Here is a 20,910-nt window from a genome sequence, read left to right as displayed (position 1 = left end):
TATGCGCGGCGGGCTGTCGATTGTCTCGGTGATGGCGGGGATGTTCTTCGCCGCTATTTCAGGCTCTGGCGCCGCTACCACAGCAGCGGTTGGCTCAAGCCTGGTACCGGAGCTCAGGCGCAAGGGTTATGACCCTGCCTCAGCGGCCAGCCTGATTGCCGCCAGCGGCACGATTGGTGTCGTCATTCCGCCTTCAGTGCCAATGATCATCTACGCCGTGATTGCCCAGCAGTCAGTATCCAAGCTGTTTCTGAACGGTTTTATTCCCGGTGTAGCCATGGGCCTGGGGCTGATGGCAATTGCCATTGTGCAGGCTTACAAACGCCAATACCCCCATGGCACGGCGCTGTCATTGGCAACGATCTGGTACACCTTCAAGGATGCCAGTTGGGGGCTGATGACGCCGGTGATTATCCTCGGGGGTATCTTCTCGGGGATTTTTACGCCGTCAGAGGCGGCCGTTGTGGCGGTCAACTATGCCCTGCTGGTCTCGCTGTTTGTCTACCGCGACCTGACCCCGAAGGCGATCTACTATGTGCTGATCCGCTCGGCGATCACTACGTCGGTCATCATGCTGGTGATTGCCATGTCGGCGGTGCTGAGCTGGACGCTTTCCAGCTGGCAGGTGCCCGGTGCGATTGCTCAGGCGGTGCTGTCACTGTCGGAGAACCCTTACGTCATCATGCTGCTGATTGTTGGTGTGATCCTGCTGACAGGGGTGTTTATCGAGACCGCCAGTGCCCTGATTATTCTCACCCCGGTACTGCTGCCGCTGATCCTGCAACTGGGTATCGACCCGATTCATTTCGGGCTGATTATCGTCATGGGGCTGGCCATCGGCATGATTACCCCGCCGGTGGCGATCAATCTGTATGTCGCCTCATCGGTTACCCGGCTGCCGCTGGAGCAGATCACCCGCGCCATCATTCCCTATCTTCTCGGGCTGATCGGCGTGCTGTTGCTGGTGTTGTACGTGCCCATGCTGATGGGCTGGTCAGGCAGCTAATGCTGAGCGCCTATTCGCCAGTCATTTCGGCCAGGTGGCCTGTCTTGTCCAGGCGGTATTCCGCCAGATCTCGGGCCAGATGCAGCGCCCCTGAATAGACGCTGGCGGCTTCCTGGCGGAGATCCTCGATAGAAGGTGACCCCTGGCTGCCCGGCTGGTAGCGTGGGCTGAAATGGGTCAGCACCAGATGTGGCAGCTGCACGGATTCAGCAAAAGCCGCCACGCGTTGGGCATCGCTGTGCCCTACGTCACTGGCTTTCTGGGCCAGGGCCTGGCTGTAGGTGGCTTCATGCACCAGCACCTGGGCCCCCTGGCAGGCTTCACGCAGTAATACCGGTTGATCATTGTCTCCCGCAATCACGATTTTCCTTGGCGGATGACTAAACGTCAGAAACGCATCGCTTGTCAGGCGTTCACCGGCCACCTCAATATCCATCCCCTGCTTTAGCTGGCCCCATAAAGGGCCTCTTGGCACCCCCTTCTGGCGCAGTTTTTCGATATTCAACACCGCATCAGGGTGTTTTTCCGTGAAAGTGTAGGCGTAGCAAGGCACCCGGTGTGACAGCCGGGTGGTGGTCACGGCGATGTTTTCGAATTCAACGGCGGGCAACTGATCAGAACAGATGAATTCCAGCGCAAAGGGTAGCCCTAGCTGTGTGTGTTCAAAGGTGGCTTCCAGCCACGCCCTGACACCCGCAGGGGCCACAATTGTCAGCGGCGCCTGCCGACTGTGCATAGCGGCACTAGCCAGCAGGCCGGGCAGCCCATAGCAGTGGTCGCCGTGTATATGGCTGATAAAAATGGCTTTTAATGAGGTGAGCGACAGTCTGGTACGCAGGATCTGATGTTGGGTGCCCTCACCACAGTCCACCAAGTACCATCCCTTGCCCTTGCTTTCCCGCAGGGCAAGCCCGGACACGTTTCTTACCTTAGTGGGTACCCCTGCCGAGGTACCCAGAAATACCAGATTCATTGTCTGCTCCCCTGACGTTGCGGCTGTATGGCTCGACTTACGTCTAACAGCTTGTTATCATTATGCCCGAAATCCGCGCCATTCAATGAATGGCGCTTTTTTTTACACGTCTTTTCTGCCGACGTTTTTTAACGGTTGAATCGCGCCAGCAAGACCGTTATCCGCTCTTTGGTCTTTTTCAAGACCCGCCTGAAGCCTTGTTGCTTACAAATCCCCTGCTTTAAACAAACCAACCTAAAGGGTGGCCTTGATGCCTCATTCCCCAAACGAACCTCCTCAACCTGGTGGCCTACGCGCCTTGGGTGATCCTGTTGTCCTGATACTCAGCGTTGGCTTTATTGTCGCCTTTCTGCTGATGTCGCTGTTTGATATCGACCTGGTGGCCGACAGCATCAGTTCAGGCTTTGCCTGGACAGCGCTGACCCTGGGCACCTATTTCCAGCTATTGCTGATCGCGACCTTCTTTATTGCCATCGGTCTGGCGCTCACGCCCGCTGCCAAGGCCAAGATCGGCAATCTTGATACGCCAGAAATGAGCACTTTCAAGTGGCTCTCTATCATCCTGTGTACCCTGCTGGCCGGCGGCGGCGTCTTTTTTTGCTGCGGGTGAGCCGGTGTATCATTTCGTCGTCACGCCGCCCGCCTTTGATACCGAAGCCGGTACGGCGGAAGCGGTCAGCGGTGCTCTGGCTCAATCCTTCATGCACTGGGGCTTTCTGGCCTGGGCGGTGCTGGGCTCGCTGACCGCCGTGGTCCTGGCTCATGCCCACTATGTAAAGGGCCAGCCGCTGCAGCCGCGCACCCTGTTATACCCGGTTCTGGGCAAGCGTTTGATGCAGGGCCCGCTGGGCGGTGTTGTTGATGCCTGCTGTGTAATTGCCCTGGTGGCCGGCACCGTCGGGCCGATTGGCTTTCTGGCCACCCAGGTCAGCTTCGGCCTGCATGAGCTGTTTGGGCTTCCGGAAGGCTATATCGGCCAGCTGATTATCCTTGCACTTCTAGCCAGCGTCTATGTGGCGTCGTCACTGAGTGGCGTACACAAAGGCATTCAGATGCTTAGCCGCTTTAATGTGTTTCTGGCCCTGGCGATTGGCGCGGTGATTTTCATCTTTGGCCCGACGCTGTTCCTGGTCAATACCTACGCCGCCAGCATGGGCGCTTACATCAGTGAATTTTTCAGCATGGCCACCATGACGGCAGATACTGCGCCCGCCTGGTGGATGCAGTGGTGGACGGTATTCTTCTTTGCCTGGTTTATCGGCTATGCGCCCTTGATGGCTATCTTTGTGGCACGCATTTCCCGTGGCCGCTCAGTGCGCGAAATGATTCTGGCGGTAGCAATCATGGCGCCAATTGCGACCACGGTTTGGTTCACACTACTGGGCGGCTCAGGTATCTATTATCAGCTGACCGGAGTGATTGACCTGACGGAAGCGCTCAACAACTTCCAGTTTGATGTCGCGACCCTGACCGTCGCCCAAGCGCTACCCGGTGGTACCCTAATGGCACTGGCAATTCTGCTGTTGACCACCATCTTCGTGGCCACCACCGGGGATTCCATGAGCTATGCGATTGCCATGGTCAGCGCTGGCCACGACCAGCCCAACTCGGTTCTGCGGGCTTTCTGGGGAATTGCCATGGCGCTGATGGCAGCCATCCTGCTCTACATGGGCGCGGGCCAGATTGGCGTGCTGCAGCAGTTTATCGTGATCACCGCCATTCCGGTGTCGCTGATCATTCTGCCGTCGCTGTGGAAAGGCCCTCAGGCGGCCTACGCCATGGCGCGTGAACAGGGCATTATCGACTGATCAGCGTACTACCCGCCCATCCTGCAGGCGCTGTGGGGTGGGCAACCCTTCCTTCATGAATCAAGCACTTCACGGCCTGTTTGTGCCAGCAGATCATCCACGGGCTCGCGCACGTAGTCATGCTGATGGTAGCCGTCATCCACTACCTTGCCGTCCCAGGCCACAATATCCAGATCCATGGTCCGCGGGCCGGATTTGATCGGGCCACGCACCCTCCCCAAGCGATCTTCAACTTCTTTCAGATACGCCTTGAAGTCGGGCCGCTCAAGCGAGGTCGCGACAAGCACGGCGCTGTTGAGGAAGTCAGGCTGGGCCTGGAACCCTACCGGTGTGGTGCGAATCGGCTGTGTCCGCGCCAGCAGGTCGCATTCCGTCTCCAGAATCTCGATCACCTGTGCAAAATGGTAGTCGGGGTCAATATTCGACCCGATCGAGATGACGCATTCGTGCCGTTCCGGGTGGGCCTGTGCGGGCGCTTGCGACATGATCAACATCCTCGAAGATTGAAAAGAATATTAGCCTAACGATTCCTGCTTTTTGTGCAAGTGCTGTACAACTTATTGACAAACGCTTGCCTCACGCTGAAAGTATGGCTCACTTTTGAATGCACCTTCTTACCCGATGAGGAAACCGTCATGAGCGCTCAGGCAGCACTAATTACCGGCGGCGCCACCCGCCTTGGTCGCCACTTTGCAGAGGCATTGGCATCGGCTGGCTACGATATCGCCCTGCACGTCAACAGCTCTCGCCAGGAGGCAGACGAGGTGGCAGAGGGCATCCGCGCATCCGGCCGCGATTGCGAGGTGTTTAGCTGCAACTTTCTCAGTAACGCCGCTGAAGACGATCTGGGCGGGCTTGTTCAGCGCGTCAAAGCACGTTTCCCGCACTTGAACGTGCTGGTCAACAGCGCGTCCGCCTATGAACCAGCCCCCATCGCCGAGACAGAGCTGGCCATGCTGGAAACCCAGTTTCGCGTCAATATGTTTACCCCACTGCTATTGACCCGCCACTTTGCTGACGCGGTTAATGAGGGCCGTGTGGTCAACATCATCGATAACAAGGTGGCCTATCACCAGTATCCGTACGCGGCCTATCTGCTGTCAAAGAAGAGCCTGGCCGACATGACCCGCATGGCCGCGCTGGAGTTTTCCCCACGCCTGCGCGTCAATGGCATCGCCCCTGGCGTGGTGTTGCCAGCCTCCCAGCGCACTAGCGATTATATCCAGTGGCGCATCGAGGGGATTCCCGCTGACCGCCAGGGTCACCCGGATCATCTGGTGCAAGCCCTGCATTACCTGCTGGATAACGCCTTTGTAGTCGGCCAAATCCTGTTTGTGGATGGTGGCGAATCCATCAACCTCGAAGGCCGCCACTCGGAAAATTACCCAGGCTGATGAAACTCACCAACCAACAAGGCCGCCCAATCGGGCGGCCTTGTTGGTTCAGCAGGTAGATAACCGCTAAAAACTAGAGCTCATCTCCTGTGGGGTTGGCGTTTGATGAGTCGGAGTAGCTTTGCAGACTCTGTTTCGGATCATCGTGACGCACTTCAACTTTCTTATCCGGCATGGCGTCCAGCACGCGGATATTGGCGGCTGGAGACTTGCCAGCCTTATCCTCTCCAAAATACATGGTGGTATGCGGGAAGGGAATCTCAATGCCAGCCTGATCAAAGCGCAGCTTGACCAGACGGTTATAGGCCCGCCCTACCGACCATTGATCGCCGGGTGTGGTCTTGATAACAACGCGGATATTGACCGAGCTGTCGGCCAGAGCCACCACGCCGGGTACATCCAGAGGCGCCAGCAGTTTAAAGCCATGCTCCTCGCTAGCTTTAAGGTCTTCAAAGGCCAGATGCAACTGCTCAACCGCTTCATCAATGCTTTCACGGTAGGCAATGCCGTACTCGCCGATATGGTTGCCGTATTCGCGCATGTAGTTGGAGACGGTATCCACGCTGGAAAACGGCACAATATGATAGGTGCCGGAAAGGTCACGGATACCCACCGAGCGAATGCTGAGTTTTTCTGCCGTTCCTGTCACGCCACCAACGGTGACCACATCGCCGGCATTCATGGCATTTTCCACCTGGATGAAGATGCCGGTAATCACATCCTGCACAAGCTTTTGAGCACCAAAACCAATCGCCAGGCCCAGAACCCCGGCACCAGCGATCAGGGGGCCAATATTAATGCCGATTTCCGACAGCACTATCATGCTGGTCATGGTGACTACGGCAATTGCCAGGGCGTTACGGAACAGGCTAAGCAGTGTCTTGGCCCGCGCCGATGGCTCACCGCTGCCGGTATCCGGGTTCAGCTTATGCTCGATCAGGCTGGCAAGCCCTAACCAGGTACCAATCGACAGGATCAGGATAAAGGCAACATTAATCAGCTTGTTGATCAGTTGAGTACCACCTTCTGATGCATACCAGGTAGGTAGATCAAAGGCGCCCCAGGCGTCCAGCACCACCATGATTACCAGAATTGCGATTATGGTGCGCAATATGCGCAGCGCATTGGGCACATAGCTGTTCAGGCGCTTTTCCAGCAGCGGCAGTTTCTGGCGCAGCTCGCTGGAAAGGGTGATACGCCGCCCGATGGTCTGGGTCAGGAAAGACGACACCAGAATGCCTGCGACTACGGCTGCCAGGGTTTGCAGGGTGGCAAAGAGCACGTAGGGCAAGGCATCGGCTGGGCGTGTCAGGGTCAATACAAAAACCATCAGGAAATAAAGCAAGGCAAAGAGGTGCCAAGTACGGGCAAACAGCTGCAGCGTGACACGGCTGGCGGTAAAACTGGACTTGCGCGCAAGGACATTGATGTTGTCACGCAGACGTGTACGATTTTTGAGTATCACTACCACGGCATAAATAAAAGCAAACACCATGATGAGCGTACCCAGCGCCTGCCCCAGTGCGGGTGCCAGGTAAAAATTGACCAGTGGCACCGCGACCATCAGTCCGTAGCCGACCATCCCCACTAGGCGTGCCAGCCAGCGGTTCCAGTAGGAGGCTTCATTGGCTGAAATGGGTAGCAAACGCAGCCCTTCATAGCGGGAGGAGAACAGCATCCGTACAGCGGCCTTGATCAGTTCAATCACCAGAAAGGCATTCAGAAAGAGTGATGCCCGAGTGGAAAGATCCCCCGTTTCGCCAATCGCAAAGGTGGCAAGCAGGTTGCCGCCCACATAAGCAAAGGCCACGATCAACACATCAATCAAGGCGGCTACGGCCACGCAGAGAATCAGACGCAGCACCGGTGTCAGCCCATAGCCATCCCGTGACCATAGGCTGAGTTTGGTGAAGAGTGGACGACTCACCTGACGAAAAACGACAAACAGGATAAAGGTCGCCAGCACCACCAGTCCCAGATTGATACTGGCGCTAATAAAAGCAGACGAATCAAAGGCCCCAGCGCCCTCTCCTGTAAACAGGTCGGTGACGATATAAAGCGTCTGCTCCAGCTGTTCGCCGACATCACCGACAACCCCACTGGTCATTTCAGCAATCTGGCGCGGAATGGACACATCCTCGGCATCCATATTGCTGCCTTGCGCAGCCGATGCCTGCACATCTTCCGACACGGCCGATGCCTGATTACGCAGTAAGTTAATCAACTCCTGACGGGACTGTTCATTTTCGAGCATATCCGCCAGCGTAGTGTAAGAAGCTTGGCCGTTCTCAGCGGCATTGCCTGCCGTTTGCGCCAGCACGGGTGTTGCTATAAAAACGAGCGTCATCAACAGCCAGATGCCTAGCCAGGGCAAAAGTCTTAGTGGCATCACTGAGCTACCTCATGAGTGGTGAAATGGGTGATTGAATTTTACTATTCAGCCTAACACGCTCTTATGTTGCGTTTGCATACTATACGGGCAAAACGCTCAACAAAGCGGGGCTAGCCAATGATGTGCCAATAGCAGCACCAGGGCATAGCGGCCCCCCTTGGCGACCAGTATCCACAAGACCGCTCGCCACCAGGGCAGGCGAAAAACACCGGCCAGTACCGTCAAAGGGTCACCGACGACTGGCAGCCAGGAAAGCAGCAGACTGACCTCACCCAGCCGATGATACCAGCGCTCTGCCCTGGCAAGGCCCTGGGGAGTGGCAGGAAACCAGCGCCGATGCTGAAAGCGTCTTGCATAGCGGCCCAGCCAGACATTCGTCAGGCTGCCCAGGGTATTCCCCAGTGTCGCCACACCCCACAGCCAGACAACCGGCTCTCCCAGACACCACAACCGCGCCAGCCAGATTTCCGACCCACCCGGCAGCAGGGTGGCACTTGCCAGGGCCACCAGAAACAGGCTTAGCACGCCAGCGTTCTCAGTGTGGAGGTATCATCATGCATATTGTTTCTACCAGGACGCAGGAAGCTGGCCGCCCAGCTGAGCCGTCACCTCAGCAGCCGTTGAGCGTACCAGTTGGCCAAGCTCAGCCAGGCGGGTATCCGGAATCCGCGCCACTGGCCCGGACACCGAAATGGCCGCCAGCGGATGGCCATGCTCATTGTGAATGCATGCCGCCACACAGTGCAGGCCAATGGCATGTTCTTCACGGTCACAGGCAAACCCTTCACGCCGGATGAGTGCCATTTCCTGCTCCAGAGCCCTGGGGGTAGCCAAGGTATTGGCAGTGACGGGGGTCAGTTCATGGCGCTCCAGTAGCTGATTGCGCTCATCATCAGCCATCCAGGCCAGCAAGGCCTTGCCCACCCCAGAGGCATGTAAAGGTGCCCGCGAGCCGAGGCGGGTAATCATGCGCATCATCTGCGGGGATTCATGCTGGGCGAGAAACACGGCCGCAGTACCATCACGAATGCCGAGGTTAGCAGTTTCTCCGCTGTCGCGGGTCAGGCGGCGCAGATAAGGGCGACTGGTGGCAACAAAGTCGCGTGCTTCCAGAAAACTGTTGCCGATACGGAATGTCTTGACGTCGATCCGCCATAGGCCCTGTTCGTTTTCCTGGCTGACAAACCCCTGACTTTGCAACGCCTGCAGCAGCCGGTGGGTAGTGGAAGGCGCCAGCTCAGCCATTTCTGCCAGCTCAGAAAGCGCCAGCCCACGCGGGCTTAACGACAGGTATTCAAGCAGGGTCAGGCCACGCACCAATGACTGACTATGGCCACCGCTGACCTTGCTGCTGCCAGAAGGTCGCCCGGCGGTTCTGCGCTTTACCTCATTCACTCCGCTGTCTCCTTTATGATGTTCCCTTGACGTTGCTGTTTATTGGGGTATCAACCCCTGTGCAGGCAACGAAATGAACACAGGATAACGCGACAACCCTCAGGCTGTCGCGTTTGCGGAAATGTTTTCCATTCGAGGCAGCCCAACCGCCGAATGCCTAACGGTGCTTCCACTCGGGGTGACGTTTGGCAATAAAGGCATCAATGCCTTCTGCTACGTCTTCTGCCAGCATGTTGCAGGCCATGGTCTCACCTGCAAAGGCATAGGCTTCTTCCAGCGGCATGGCCAGCTGACGACTAAACATGGCTTTGCCGGTACGTACCGCCACCGCACTCTTGGCGCAGATCTTGTCGGTCAGTGCCGCCACGGCTACATCAAGCTCAGCATCCTCAGCCACTCGGTTGACCAGGCCCCAGTCAAGAGCTGTTTCAGCACTGATGAAGTCGCCGGTCAGCAGCATTTCCATGGCGCGTTTGCGTGCCACATTGCGGAGAGCGCCACCGCCGGGGTGGAACAGAACAGGCCAACGTTAATGCCCGAAACAGCAAAGCGCGTGCTTTTTGCTGCCACCGCCAGATCGCAGCTGGCCACCAGCTGGCAACCTGCCGCCGTGGCAATGCCCTGCACCCGGGCAATCACCGGCACTGGCAGGTTGACGATTGCCTGCATCACCTCGCTGCAACGCGCAAACAGCGTCTGATAATAGGCTTTTTCCGGGTTCGCGCGCATCTGCTTAAGATCGTGGCCAGCGCAAAAGGCCTTACCTTCGGCGGCCAGCACCACGCAGCGCACGCTATCATCTTCGGCAATATCACTCAGCGCTGCGTGCAGGGCTGCCAACATATCTTCAGACAGCGCATTGAAGCTTTTCGGCGCGTTCATGGTCAGCGTGGTCACGCCGTTGCTGTCTTCACGCAGCAGCAATGCAGCCGAGGCTTCATCGCTGGCCGCAGTAGTCGAGGATGTCATTGTCGTTGTTGTCATCAGGCGTTACTCCATCAACGGATAGCGGATTGAGCTGCTAGTCTAGCCCTTTGAGCCAGCTCTGCGGGCCACCTACGACGAAAGGCGAACAGGTGCCTTAAAACGTTAAGTGGATGCCTTTGGCAGCGGCTTTCAAGACGTGCGGCGGACGCTCTTGCTCAGATCCCGCCCAATCGGGTGCGGCTCGCCCCGCGCCTTGGCTAGATCAATCTGGCGCTGGCGGGCACGCGCCGCTGCGCGAGTCTTTTCGGGCAGCGTATCAATGCAGTGGGGGCAGCTGATGCCCAGCTCAAACGCCGCGCTGGCACGGTCATCCGCCGACAGCGGCTGGCGGCAGGCATGACACAGGGTGTGATCCCCTTCACTGAGGTCATGGCGCACGCTGACCCGGTTATCAAACACAAAGCAGTCGCCGCGCCACAGTGATTGTTCTTCCGGCACTTTCTCCAGATAGCTGAGCACGCCTCCCTTGAGATGGTAGACGTTTTCAAAGCCTTCCTTGAGCATAAAGCTCGACGCTTTTTCACAGCGAATGCCGCCGGTGCAGAACATAGCGACTTTCTTGTGCTTCTCAGGATCGTAGTGTTCCCGCACGTAGTCGGGAAACTCGCGGAAAGACGCTGTTTGTGGGTCAATGGCCCCTTCAAAGCTACCGATGCCGACTTCGTAATCGTTGCGGGTATCAATCACCAGCACTTCAGGGTCGCTGATCACTGCGTTCCAGTCTTCTGGCTCAACGTAGGTGCCCACGGTGTCGTTGGGGTCGATGCCCGGCACGCCCAGCGTGACGATCTCTTTTTCAGCTTGACCTTGGTGCGATAGAACGGCGGCTCATCGCAGAAGGACTCTTTATAGAAGGCCGGATTGTGAGCAATATCCGCCAGGCGCGGGTCCCGGCTCAGCCAGTCTATCAGAGCGTCAATATTCTCACGGTGGCCCGCTACCGTGCCGTTGATACCTTCCTTGGCCAGTAGCAAGGTGCCTTTTATGTGATTATCCAGCATCACCTGATAGAGCGGCTCGCGCAGCTCAGCGGTGTTGTCCAGGGTGACGAATTTATACAGAGCCGCCACCACAATCGGCGGCGTTGGCGTCTTAGGGGTCATCAAAAGCTCCAGGTGGTCGCCCGCGTAAAGGGCGGACCGGATAAAAACGCGCATTCTACGCGCAACAGACTGCTCTCGCACCCCCAGAAAACAGCAAGGCCCCAGCTGCCGTGTAACCGCAGATGGGGCCTTGTAAACGAGTAGATACTCGCTGGTTTTGTATCTTAGATCACGTATTGAGTATCAGCTATTCTGCGAGGAATACAGCGCACGCAGTTTCAGGGTGTGATCCACCTGCTTGAGGGCTTCCAGCGCTGGCGGGCCATAGGCCTTGTCAACGTCAATCACCACATAGCCAACCTTGTCGTTGGTCTGCAGGTACTGGCCGGAGATATTGATGTCATTTTCTGACAGCACGCGGTTGATCTGCGACAGCACGCCCGGCACGTTGTCGTGAATATGCAGCAGGCGATGCTTGTCGGGGTGGGCTGGCAAGGCGACTTCCGGGAAGTTGACCGACGTCACGGTGGTGCCGTTATCCGAGTAGGTAATCAGCTTCTCGGAGACTTCGATACCGATGTTTTCCTGGGCTTCCAGGGTGGAGCCACCGATATGCGGCGTCAGAATGACGTTTTCCAGGCCACGCAGCGGGCTTTCGAACTCTTCGTCGTTACCTTTGGGTTCCACCGGGAACACATCGATAGCCGCACCGTTAAGCTTGCCCGCCTTGATGGCTTCCGCCAGGGCGTCGATCACTACCACGCTGCCACGCGAGGCGTTGATAAAGACAGCGCCAGGTTTCATGGCGGCGATCTCTTTCTCGCCGATCAGCCAGCGGGTGGACGACAGATCCGGCACGTGCAGACTGATCACATCGGAGCGCCCGAGCAGTTCTTCCAGCGAACCGACCTGATTGGCGTTACCCATACCCAGCTTGGTCACCACATCATAGTAGATGACGTTGAAGCCCATGGATTCTGCCAGCACCGAAAGCTGGGCACCGATGTTGCCATAACCAACAATACCCAGGGTCTTGCCGCGGGCTTCATGGGAATTCTTGGCCGATTTCAGCCAGCCACCCTGGTGAGCGCGGGCGCTTTTCTCGGGGATGCCACGCAGCAGCATGATAGCCTCAGCCAGTACCAGTTCAGCCACCGAGCGGGTATTCGAGTACGGGGCGTTAAACACCGCTATACCGCGCTTGAGCGCTGCCTGAAGATCAACCTGGTTCGTGCCGATACAAAAGCAACCCACCCCGACCAGCTTTTCCGCTGCCGCAAACACCCGCTCGTTGAGTTGGGTGCGGGAACGGATACCGATAAAGTGCACATCACGGATTTTCTCGATCAACGCCTCTTCATCCAGCGATGTCGGCAGATGTTCGATGTTGTGATAACCCGCGTTATGAAAATTGTCCACCGCAGTCTGGTGGACGCCCTCAAGCAGCAGGATCTTGATCTTGCCTTTTTCCAGGGACGTTTTGGCCATGGCTGAATCAACCTCTTGGTCAGCGGCTCGCGCCGTGGTTAGGTTCACGAAGGGCCAATATATTAGCACACCCACAGCGGGCAAATAGCGGCCAAGGGATGAAAAGTCTGCGCTGCAGGTATGAAAACCGCGCATATTGATGCCAAGGTGGGCAGACGCGACATGGGTTCCTCGGTGTATACTGTGGCCAACGTAAGTTGGTACTTTCTCAGGTACTCACTCAAGTACTAACTCAAGTACTAACTCAAGTACTCGCTCAAGTACCCACTCAGGTGCTAACAGGATTCAGGCAGACACGGTAGGCTGGCCATGAATGACCACAACACTTCTTCCCCACAAGATTTTGCCGCCACGGTCGAGCAGCTGGAAAGCCTCGTTGAGCGGCTGGAATCCGGCGCCCTGTCGCTGGAGGATTCCCTGACCGCCTTTGAGCAAGGCATTCGCCTGACCCGCGAAGCCCAGCAGCGCCTGGATGAAGCTGAACTCAAGGTGCGCGCACTCAGCGAGGACAGCCAGGGCCGCCCGGCAATGGAACCCTTTGACCCTCTCGAACGCTCTGATCAGGCCAGCGACAGCGCATCTTCGCCTGACAGCGACACCGGCCACAAGGATCACCCCCATGGTAGCCGCTACCTCCCCCTTGCTGCTCTGCGCCTGAATGCCCAGACGCGCGTTGACGCCACCCTGAACGGGCTGTTTAAGGCGCGTAACCCTGCCGCGCCGCGCCTGGATGCGGCCATGCGTCACGGCCTGCTGGTGGGCGGCAAACGCCTGCGCCCGCTGCTCGTCTACCTTTCAGGCCGGGCGCTGGGCGCTGACGACTCAGCATTGGATGCCCCAGCGGCCGCCATCGAGTTGATTCATGCCTACTCGCTGATTCATGATGACCTGCCGGACATGGATGACGACGATTTACGCCGTGGCCAACCCACGGTACACAAAGCCTATGACAACGCGACGGCCATTCTGGCCGGTGACGCCTTACAGGCCCTGGCGTTTGAAGTGCTCGCCCGCCAGTCGCATCCTCGGCTAGGCCCTATGGTTTATACCCTGGCCCAGGCATCTGGGCGGGATGGCATGGTGGCTGGCCAGGCGTTGGATCTTGAAGCCGTGGGTGGCCACCCGGATGTGGAGGCGCTTGCCTATATGCATGCCCACAAGACCGGCGCGCTGATTGAAGCGGCAGTGCGCCTGGGTGGGTTGGTGGCCGTTGAGGCAGACGACCCGCGCCTTAACGCCCTGAACCTGTATGCTCAGCGTATTGGTCTTGCATTCCAGATCCACGATGACATTCTGGACGTCACCGGTGACACAGCGACTCTCGGCAAGGTATCCGGCGCTGATGCCGCCCGTGCCAAGCCCACCTATCCGGGGCTACTCGGGCTTGACGGCGCGCAGCAAAAGGCCCGCCTGCTGACTGAAGAAGCGCTGGCTGCACTGGCACCCCTCGGCGAGACCGCCGCTCCGCTGGCCGAACTGGCCCATTACATGATCGAGCGCGACCATTGAAAATGACCACCGTTAGCAACACGACATCGTTACCAAAGGTCTTTGAAAGCGGTTCCTAAAAACGGTCCTTACAAAAGAGTGCCCATGAAGCTGTTCGATGAGATTCCCCGCGAGCGCCCGGCCACGCCGCTGCTCGACTCCTTTGATCATCCCGCTGCCTTGCGGGCCATGAACCTTCACCAGCTGGATCAGCTGGCCGATGAGCTACGCGCCTATCTGCTTTATAGCGTAGGTGTTTCCGGCGGCCATTTTGGTGCTGGCCTGGGCGTGGTAGAACTGAGTGTTGCCCTGCATCACGCCTACCATACCCCTGAAGACCGTCTGGTGTGGGACGTCGGCCATCAGGCCTATCCCCACAAGATCCTGACCGGGCGCCGCGAAGCCATGACCAGCATTCGCCAGCACGGCGGGCTGGCAGCTTTCCCACGCCGCGCCGAATCCGAATACGATACCTTTGGCGTCGGGCATTCCAGCACCTCAATTTCTGCTGCTTTGGGTATGGCGCTGGCTGCCAAGGCCCAGCAACAGCCTCGGCGGGTGTGCGCGATTATCGGTGATGGCGCCCTGACCGCTGGTATGGCCTTTGAAGCCCTGGCCCACGCCGGCCATGTGGACGCCAACCTGCTGGTGATTCTCAACGATAACGAGATGTCGATCTCCGAGAATGTCGGCGGTATCGCTACCTATCTCGCCCGGATGCTGGCGAGTAAGCCTTACCTGAAGATGCGCGAAGAAAGCAAGAAGGTACTCTCGCATCTGCCCGGCGCGCTGGAGCTGGCAAAGCGCACCGAAGAACACATGAAAGGTATGGTCAGCCCCGCGACCCTGTTTGAAGAAATGGGCTTTAATTATGTTGGCCCGATTGACGGCCACGACCTCGATACCCTGACCCAGGTGATTGAGAACCTGCGTGACCTGGACGGCCCCCAGTTCCTGCATATCAAGACCTGCAAGGGCAAAGGGTTTCTACCGGCCGAGGCCGACCCCATTGGCTATCACGCCATTACCAAGCTGGAACGCCCGGATGCTAGCAAAGCCAAGCGTCAGGCCTCCAAGCCCTCGCCTGCCCAGCCAGTGCCACGCAAATACTGCAACGTTTTTGGTGACTGGCTGTGCGATATGGCGGCAAAAGATAGCCGCCTGATGGGCATTACCCCGGCCATGCGCGAAGGCTCCGACCTGATACGCTTTTCCCAGGAATACCCGCAGCGCTATTTTGATGTAGCAATTGCTGAACAGCATGCGGTCACCCTGGCAGCAGGCATGGCCTGCGAAGACATGAAACCGGTGGTGGCCATCTACTCCACCTTTCTGCAGCGCGGCTATGATCAGCTGATTCATGACGTCGCCGTACAGAATCTGGATGTCACCTTTGCCATCGACCGTGCCGGCCTGGTCGGCGAGGATGGCCCCACTCACCACGGCAGCCTGGACATTTCCTACCTGCGCTGCATCCCCGGCATGGTGGTGCTGACCCCGGCGGATGAAGCCGAATGCCGCGCCATGCTCAGCGCCGCCTACTACCACCCTGGGCCTGCCGCCGTGCGTTACCCACGGGGAACAGGGCCTGGCAGTGAGATCCCAGCGCACCTCGACCCCATCCCCCTGGGGGAAGCCCAGCTGCAACGCACCAGCCAGGCAGACGGCATGCGTATTGCCTTACTGGCATTCGGCAGCCTCAACACCGCTGCTGCCGAAGTCGCCGAGCGTATGGATGCCACCCATCTGAATATGCGCTCGGTCAAGCCGCTGGACCGCAAGGCTGTGCTGCACGCCGCGGATGAACACGAGCTCCTGGTGACGCTGGAAGAAAACGTGGTTGCCGGAGGGGCTGGCAGCGCCGTCAATGAACTGCTTGCCGCTGAAGGTGTCCAGGTGGAAGTTCTCAATCTGGGCCTGCCGGATGCCTTTGTAGAACACGGCACACCTGCTGAACTGCTCCACGATTGCGGCCTGGATGCTGACGGCATTGAGCGCGCCATTCGCGCGCGACTGGCCTAAGCATTCAACTTTTAACTTTTTAGATAGCTGAGAATGTCATGGTATTTCTGATCATTGTGTTTGGCCTGATCGGCCTGGCCTTTGGGGGTTTTATTGGCCTGCTGATCGGCGCGGGGCTTGGCTGGGGCCTGGGCCGATATATTGGCCGCCGTCTGAACGCCGCTCGCCGCCAGATCCAGGAGGGCTTTCTGGAATCGATCTTCTCGGTGATGGGCTGTCTATGCCAGGCCGATGGCAAGGTCACCGACGATGAGCTGAGCGTTGCGGAAAAGCTGTTCGACCAGATGCACCTGCAGGGAGAAGCCCGAGCTAAAGCCAAGGCGGCGTTTGAACGCGGCCGCGCTGACAGCTTCGACCTGGAGGCGGAATTAGCCAAGGTTAACCGCCTTACCCAACGCCAGCCGACTTTACGTCAGGTATTCCTGCAGGTGCAGCTCACCGCCATTGCGGCAGATGGCGAACTTCACCCCGCCGAGCATGAGATGATTTTGCGGGTCGCGCGAGGGATTGGCTGCAGCGAAGCCGAAGTGCAGCAGATTGAAGCCATGCTCCACGGCGCAGCCGCCAATTCAAAGGGTACCAGTAAGGAAGCCCTTGAGGATGCCTACCGGGTACTGGGCGTTTCTGAACAGGCCAGCGACGCCGAGATCAAAAAAGCCTATCGCCGCCTGATGAGCCAGAACCACCCGGACAAACTGGCCGGCAAAGGCCTACCCGAAAGCATGCGCGAAGTAGCCCAGGCTCGCACCAGCGAAATCGGCAACGCCTATGAGCGGATTCGCGAGGCAAGAGGCACGTGACCACCGTCAAGCACCTCTTGAAGCGGAGCTTCTTCTGTGACTCGAACGGCTAACCCTTGCGTTCGATATCCACATCGCTGGCGTGTTTGAAATCTTCCAGCGCCATCATATGGCCAAGCTTGCCCGCCTTGGTGGTCAGGTAGTGCTCGTTGTGGGGGTTCAGGCCGGTAGTGATCGGCAACCGCTCAACTACGTTCACCCCGTCACGGGTCAGCGCATCCACCTTGCGGGGATTATTGGTCATCAGCTTGAGCGCCGTGATGCCCAGATGATCGAGCATCGGCACGCACAGATCATAGCGGCGCATATCGGCACCAAAGCCCAACCGCTCGTTAGCTTCTACGGTATCCGCCCCTTCATCCTGCAGATGATAAGCGCGGATCTTGTTGAGCAAGCCAATCCCTCGGCCTTCCTGGCGCAGATAGAACAGCACTCCTCGCCCCTCCTCAGCAATGCGCTTGAGCGCTTCCTGCAACTGATAGCCGCAGTCACAGCGCATCGAAAACAGCGCATCGCCGGTCAGGCATTCAGAGTGAACACGCCCCAGCACCGGGGGTCGCCGGTTACATCGCCCAACGTCAGCGCAATGTGATCCTTGCCGGTTGCTTCATCTTCGAAGCCATGCATGGTAAATGTGGCCCAGGGAGTGGGCAGCCGGGAAGCAGCAATAAAACGAATCGTCACAGGTTACCTCGGTGTCAGCACACCCGTTTCAGGTCTGGCGGTGTCTAAAGTTGCCATGCATGTTATCAGGAAGTTGACGTCTTTGCCGCGCATTCCCCTGCGCCTGGCCATATCATCCGGCGCCCCTGCTGCCCTATAATTGCGCCACTGTTTACTTTCCAAACGCCTTACTTACTTTTTCAAGGGCCTTACTTATGACGTCAGTGTTAAAAAATGACCGTTTCCTGCGCGCCCTGGCCCGCCAGCCAGTCGACCGCACCCCCGTCTGGATGATGCGCCAGGCCGGGCGTTACCTGCCGGAATACCGCGCCAGCCGCGCCGATGCCGGCAGCTTCATGGATCTGTGTCGCAATCAGGATCTGGCCTGCGAGGTCACCATGCAGCCGCTGGAGCGTTACCCGTTAGACGCTGCCATCCTGTTTTCCGATATTCTGACCATACCGGATGCCATGGATCTGGGCCTGTATTTCGTCACTGGCGAAGGCCCTAAATTCAAGAAAACCGTGCGCACCCCTGCCGAGGTAGAGGCACTGAAAGTACCTGACGCCGAGCGCGACCTTGATTACGTGATGAATGCCGTCTCCACCATTCGCCGTGAGCTTAACGGCAGCGTGCCACTGATAGGTTTCTCCGGCAGCCCCTGGACGCTAGCCACTTACATGGTAGAAGGCAGCTCCAGCAAGGATTTCCGCCACGTCAAAACCATGCTGTACGATACGCCGGATGCCATGCACCAGCTGCTCGACAAGCTGGCTCATGCGGTGACGGACTACCTCAACGCCCAGATTCGCGCCGGCGCTCAGGCGGTACAGATTTTTGATACCTGGGGCGGCACCCTGTCGACCCCGGCCTACCGTGAGTTTTCACTGCGCTATATGGAGCAGATTGTTTCCGGCCTGATTCGCGATCACGATGGCCGCCGCGTGCCGGTGATCCTGTTCACCAAGAACGGCGGCCAATGGCTGGAAGATATCGCCTGCGCTGGCGCCGATGCCCTGGGGCTGGACTGGTCAACCGAGCTGTCTGATGCCCGCGCTCGGGTCGGGCATAAGGTGGCCTTGCAGGGCAATCTTGATCCCAACGTCCTGTTTGCCCGCCCGTCAGCCATTCGTGCTGAAGTCGCGCGGGTACTGGAAAGCTATGGCCACGGCCCGGGGCATGTGTTCAACCTGGGCCACGGCATCAGCCAGTTCACCAACCCGGACAACGTGACCGCCTTCATGGAAGCGCTCCACGAACTCAGCCCTCAATATCACAGGGAGATCAGCGTTCAATGAGCCCGCTTGCTGACAACCAGTGGTTTACCGAAGTTTTTGATCGCCACGGCAGTGCCTTTTCGTTAAAAGTCAGCGAAAAGCTGCTGGATGTACAAAGCGCCTATCAGCACCTGGAAGTCTACGCCACTGAGACATTTGGTAACCTGATGGTGCTGGATGGCTGTGTGATGCTGACCGATCGCGACAACTTTCTTTACCACGAGATGATTGCCCATCCGGCCCTGTTCACCCATCAGCAGCCTGAGCGGGTGGTGATTATTGGTGGCGGCGACTGCGGCACGCTGAAAGAAGTGTTGCGCCATCCGAGTGTTCAGCACGTCACTCAGATCGACATTGATGAAGAAGTCACCAAGGCAGCCGAGCGCTTCTTCCCAGCCTTGGTGGACGCCAATGACGACCCCCGCGCTGAGCTGCTGTTTGCTGACGGCGTCAAGTGGGTCGATGAGGCGGAGGATGAGAGCATTGATGTGCTGATTATTGACTCCACCGACCCGGTTGGTCCTGCTGAAGGGCTGTTCAAGACCGAGTTCCTGACCCGTTGCCACCGCATCCTCAAGCCGGGCGGCGTGATGGTGCAGCAGAGTGAATCACCGCTTTACCACAGCGGTTCCATCATTCGGGAACTACGCCGGGATATGCGTGAAGCCGGTTTTTCCAGCGTCGCCACCCTGCCGTTCCCCCAGCCGGTTTATCCCTCTGGCTGGTGGAGCGTCACCCTGGCAGGCAAGCAATGTTCGGTTGAGAGCTTTCGTGAAGAGGCAGTTGCCGAACACACAATGCCGCTTCAGTACTATACGCTGGCGGCCCACCGCGGCGCCCTGACACTCCCGCCTTTCATGCGCCAGGCATTGGATGAAACACCTGTCAGCTGAACCTTGCCTAGCTAAACCTTGCACCTTTTTGGTGACGACAAACGTCTAAATGGCACACTTGTGAGCAGCAATGTTTCGCAGGTGTGTCTTTAGCAGAGAATAATTTGCGTTGAAAAGCGCTGAATTCAGAACCATACCCTTGATGGCACTTTCCTTGCTAGGTTTCAGTGACATGCCTTGGCATGCGTTTATCAAAAGACGTAACGACACTTAACCACGTAAGGTGAATTCCCATGCTAAACAAGAAGAACCTGGTTCTCGCAGTGTCCACGAGTGCACTGGCCCTGGCCAGTATTTCCAGTGCCCATGCTTCTACTCTAGAAGATACAATGGAGCGTGGCGCCGTGCGCTGCGGCGTCAGCGATGGTCTGCCCGGCTTTTCAGCACCCGACGACGATGGCAACTGGCAAGGCCTGGACGTGGATGTCTGCCGTGCGGTCGCCGCTGCTGTGCTGGGTGATGCCGATGCCGTTGACTATGTATCCCTCAATGCCGTCGAGCGCTTCACTGCGCTGCAATCCGGCGAAGTGGATGTGCTGTCGCGTAACACCACCTGGACAACCACCCGCGATACCACCCTGGGAATCAACTTTGCAGGTGTCAGCTTCTACGATGGCCAGGGCTTTATGATCAGCCGTGACCTGGGTATCTCTAGCGCCTCTGAGCTCGGCGGTGCCGCCATCTGTATTCAGGCAGGTACGACTACCGAGCTTAACCTGGCAGACTATTTCCGTGCCAACGACATGGAATTTGACCCCATCGTGTTTGATACTTCGGAGCAGACCGTTGGCGGCTACCAGGCCGGCCGCTGTGATGTCCTGACCTCTGATACTTCCCAGCTGGCGGCACTGCGTATCCAGTTGGATGACCCGGATGCTTCCGTGATCCTCAGCGACGTTATCTCCAAAGAACCGCTTGGGCCTTCCGTACGCCAGGGCGATGACGAATGGTTCAATATCGTCAAATGGTCGCTGTTTGCCCTGCTGAATGCAGAAGAACTTGGCATCAGCAGTGAAAACGTTGACGAGATGCTTGAATCCGAGAATCCCAATATCGTGCGTCTGCTTGGCCAGGATGGCAACTACGGTGAAGGCATGGGGCTGGAAGCTGACTGGGCTTACAACATCATCAGCCAAGTCGGCAACTACTCAGAAATCTATGACCGCAACGTTGGCATGGAGTCACCGCTGCAGATTGAGCGCGGTGTCAACGCACTCTGGACCGATGGCGGCCTGCAGTACGCACCGCCCATCCGTTAAGCGTCCCGTGTAATCCAGGCCC

Annotated in this window: 14 protein-coding genes and 5 pseudogenes; 10 read left to right on the top strand and 9 right to left on the bottom strand. The window is 57.9% G+C overall.

What is annotated here, in order from left to right:
• Positions 1 to 1,006: TRAP transporter large permease (locus HLB35_RS14225; protein ID WP_171703078.1), on the top strand; the 1,006-nt coding region annotated here is incomplete at its 5' end.
• A gap of 10 nt (positions 1,007 to 1,016) precedes the next feature.
• Here HLB35_RS14225 and HLB35_RS14220 read toward each other — a convergent pair.
• A complete protein-coding gene (locus HLB35_RS14220; RefSeq protein WP_171703077.1) occupies positions 1,017 to 1,979 on the bottom strand; it encodes a ribonuclease Z in 963 nt (320 codons plus the stop codon).
• A gap of 250 nt (positions 1,980 to 2,229) precedes the next feature.
• Here HLB35_RS14220 and HLB35_RS14215 point away from each other — a divergent pair.
• Positions 2,230 to 3,787, top strand: a pseudogene (locus HLB35_RS14215) (BCCT family transporter).
• A gap of 53 nt (positions 3,788 to 3,840) precedes the next feature.
• Here the strand turns inward: HLB35_RS14215 and folK are convergent.
• Complete coding sequence (folK, locus tag HLB35_RS14210; RefSeq protein WP_171703076.1) at positions 3,841 to 4,272, bottom strand: 2-amino-4-hydroxy-6-hydroxymethyldihydropteridine diphosphokinase; 432 nt, start codon at positions 4,270 to 4,272, stop codon at positions 3,841 to 3,843.
• Positions 4,273 to 4,422: 150 nt separating this feature from the next.
• Here folK and HLB35_RS14205 point away from each other — a divergent pair, with 150 nt between their 5' ends.
• Complete coding sequence (locus tag HLB35_RS14205; RefSeq protein ID WP_171703075.1) at positions 4,423 to 5,181, top strand: SDR family oxidoreductase; 759 nt, start codon at positions 4,423 to 4,425, stop codon at positions 5,179 to 5,181.
• 73 nt (positions 5,182 to 5,254) lie between these two features.
• Here HLB35_RS14205 and ybiO read toward each other — a convergent pair whose 3' ends face one another.
• From ybiO to serA, 6 genes and pseudogenes are all read right to left on the bottom strand, one after another.
• Positions 5,255 to 7,573, bottom strand: a complete 2,319-nt coding sequence (ybiO, locus tag HLB35_RS14200; RefSeq protein ID WP_171703074.1) for a mechanosensitive channel protein — start codon at positions 7,571 to 7,573, stop codon at positions 5,255 to 5,257.
• A 96-nt stretch (positions 7,574 to 7,669) separates the two neighbouring features.
• Positions 7,670 to 8,098, bottom strand: coding sequence for a YqaA family protein (locus HLB35_RS14195; RefSeq protein WP_171703073.1), 429 nt, complete (start codon positions 8,096 to 8,098; stop codon positions 7,670 to 7,672).
• Between the two features lie 42 nt (positions 8,099 to 8,140).
• Entirely contained in the window at positions 8,141 to 8,968 is an 828-nt protein-coding gene (locus tag HLB35_RS14190; RefSeq protein WP_171703072.1) for an IclR family transcriptional regulator domain-containing protein, read from the bottom strand.
• 157 nt (positions 8,969 to 9,125) lie between these two features.
• A pseudogene (locus HLB35_RS14185) lies at positions 9,126 to 9,937 on the bottom strand (enoyl-CoA hydratase).
• Between the two features lie 147 nt (positions 9,938 to 10,084).
• A pseudogene (gene trhO / locus HLB35_RS14180) lies at positions 10,085 to 11,058 on the bottom strand (oxygen-dependent tRNA uridine(34) hydroxylase TrhO).
• A 183-nt stretch (positions 11,059 to 11,241) separates the two neighbouring features.
• Positions 11,242 to 12,486, bottom strand: a complete 1,245-nt coding sequence (serA, locus tag HLB35_RS14175; RefSeq protein WP_171703071.1) for a phosphoglycerate dehydrogenase — start codon at positions 12,484 to 12,486, stop codon at positions 11,242 to 11,244.
• Between the two features lie 309 nt (positions 12,487 to 12,795).
• Here serA and HLB35_RS17510 point away from each other — a divergent pair.
• The 4 genes and pseudogenes from HLB35_RS17510 to djlA all read left to right on the top strand — a co-directional run.
• Positions 12,796 to 12,990, top strand: a pseudogene (locus HLB35_RS17510) (exodeoxyribonuclease VII small subunit); the annotation flags it as partial.
• A 144-nt stretch (positions 12,991 to 13,134) separates the two neighbouring features.
• A complete protein-coding gene (locus HLB35_RS14170) occupies positions 13,135 to 13,995 on the top strand; it encodes a farnesyl diphosphate synthase (protein WP_328732101.1) in 861 nt (286 codons plus the stop codon).
• Positions 13,996 to 14,079: 84 nt separating this feature from the next.
• A complete protein-coding gene (gene dxs / locus HLB35_RS14165; protein WP_171703070.1) occupies positions 14,080 to 15,996 on the top strand; it encodes a 1-deoxy-D-xylulose-5-phosphate synthase in 1,917 nt (638 codons plus the stop codon).
• Between the two features lie 38 nt (positions 15,997 to 16,034).
• Positions 16,035 to 16,796 (top strand): co-chaperone DjlA, encoded by a 762-nt coding sequence (gene djlA / locus HLB35_RS14160; protein WP_171703069.1) that lies wholly within the window; start codon positions 16,035 to 16,037, stop codon positions 16,794 to 16,796.
• 49 nt (positions 16,797 to 16,845) lie between these two features.
• Here the strand turns inward: djlA and ribA are convergent.
• A pseudogene (gene ribA, locus HLB35_RS14155) lies at positions 16,846 to 17,480 on the bottom strand (GTP cyclohydrolase II).
• Between the two features lie 194 nt (positions 17,481 to 17,674).
• Here ribA and hemE point away from each other — a divergent pair.
• From hemE to HLB35_RS14140, 3 genes are all read left to right on the top strand, one after another.
• Positions 17,675 to 18,757, top strand: coding sequence for a uroporphyrinogen decarboxylase (gene hemE, locus HLB35_RS14150; protein WP_171703068.1), 1,083 nt, complete (start codon positions 17,675 to 17,677; stop codon positions 18,755 to 18,757).
• Positions 18,754 to 19,629, top strand: coding sequence for a polyamine aminopropyltransferase (gene speE, locus HLB35_RS14145; RefSeq protein ID WP_171703067.1), 876 nt, complete (start codon positions 18,754 to 18,756; stop codon positions 19,627 to 19,629). The genes hemE and speE overlap by 4 nt, the downstream gene beginning before the upstream one ends.
• A gap of 233 nt (positions 19,630 to 19,862) precedes the next feature.
• Positions 19,863 to 20,888, top strand: coding sequence for an amino acid ABC transporter substrate-binding protein (locus HLB35_RS14140; protein ID WP_171703066.1), 1,026 nt, complete (start codon positions 19,863 to 19,865; stop codon positions 20,886 to 20,888).
• Positions 20,889 to 20,910 lie beyond the last annotated feature (22 nt).

It is taken from the genome of Vreelandella azerica (genome assembly GCF_013112225.1).
In the GTDB taxonomy this organism is placed as follows: domain Bacteria; phylum Pseudomonadota; class Gammaproteobacteria; order Pseudomonadales; family Halomonadaceae; genus Vreelandella; species Vreelandella azerica.
Note: the sequence above shows the minus strand (reverse complement) of the source record. Positions and strands in the feature narration are given on the sequence as shown.

Excerpts from the sequence above, each read along its gene's own strand:
- folK (WP_171703076.1), bottom strand. The coding sequence starts at position 4,272 with ATGTCGCAAGCGCCCGCACAGGCCCACCCGGAACGGCACGAATGCGTC.
- dxs (WP_171703070.1), top strand. The coding sequence starts at position 14,080 with ATGAAGCTGTTCGATGAGATTCCCCGCGAGCGCCCGGCCACGCCGCTG.
- djlA (WP_171703069.1), top strand. The coding sequence starts at position 16,035 with ATGGTATTTCTGATCATTGTGTTTGGCCTGATCGGCCTGGCCTTTGGG.
- serA (WP_171703071.1), bottom strand. The coding sequence starts at position 12,486 with ATGGCCAAAACGTCCCTGGAAAAAGGCAAGATCAAGATCCTGCTGCTT.
- HLB35_RS14140 (WP_171703066.1), top strand. The coding sequence starts at position 19,863 with ATGCTAAACAAGAAGAACCTGGTTCTCGCAGTGTCCACGAGTGCACTG.
- HLB35_RS14220 (WP_171703077.1), bottom strand. The coding sequence starts at position 1,979 with ATGAATCTGGTATTTCTGGGTACCTCGGCAGGGGTACCCACTAAGGTA.
- speE (WP_171703067.1), top strand. The coding sequence starts at position 18,754 with ATGAGCCCGCTTGCTGACAACCAGTGGTTTACCGAAGTTTTTGATCGC.
- HLB35_RS14205 (WP_171703075.1), top strand. The coding sequence starts at position 4,423 with ATGAGCGCTCAGGCAGCACTAATTACCGGCGGCGCCACCCGCCTTGGT.
- hemE (WP_171703068.1), top strand. The coding sequence starts at position 17,675 with ATGACGTCAGTGTTAAAAAATGACCGTTTCCTGCGCGCCCTGGCCCGC.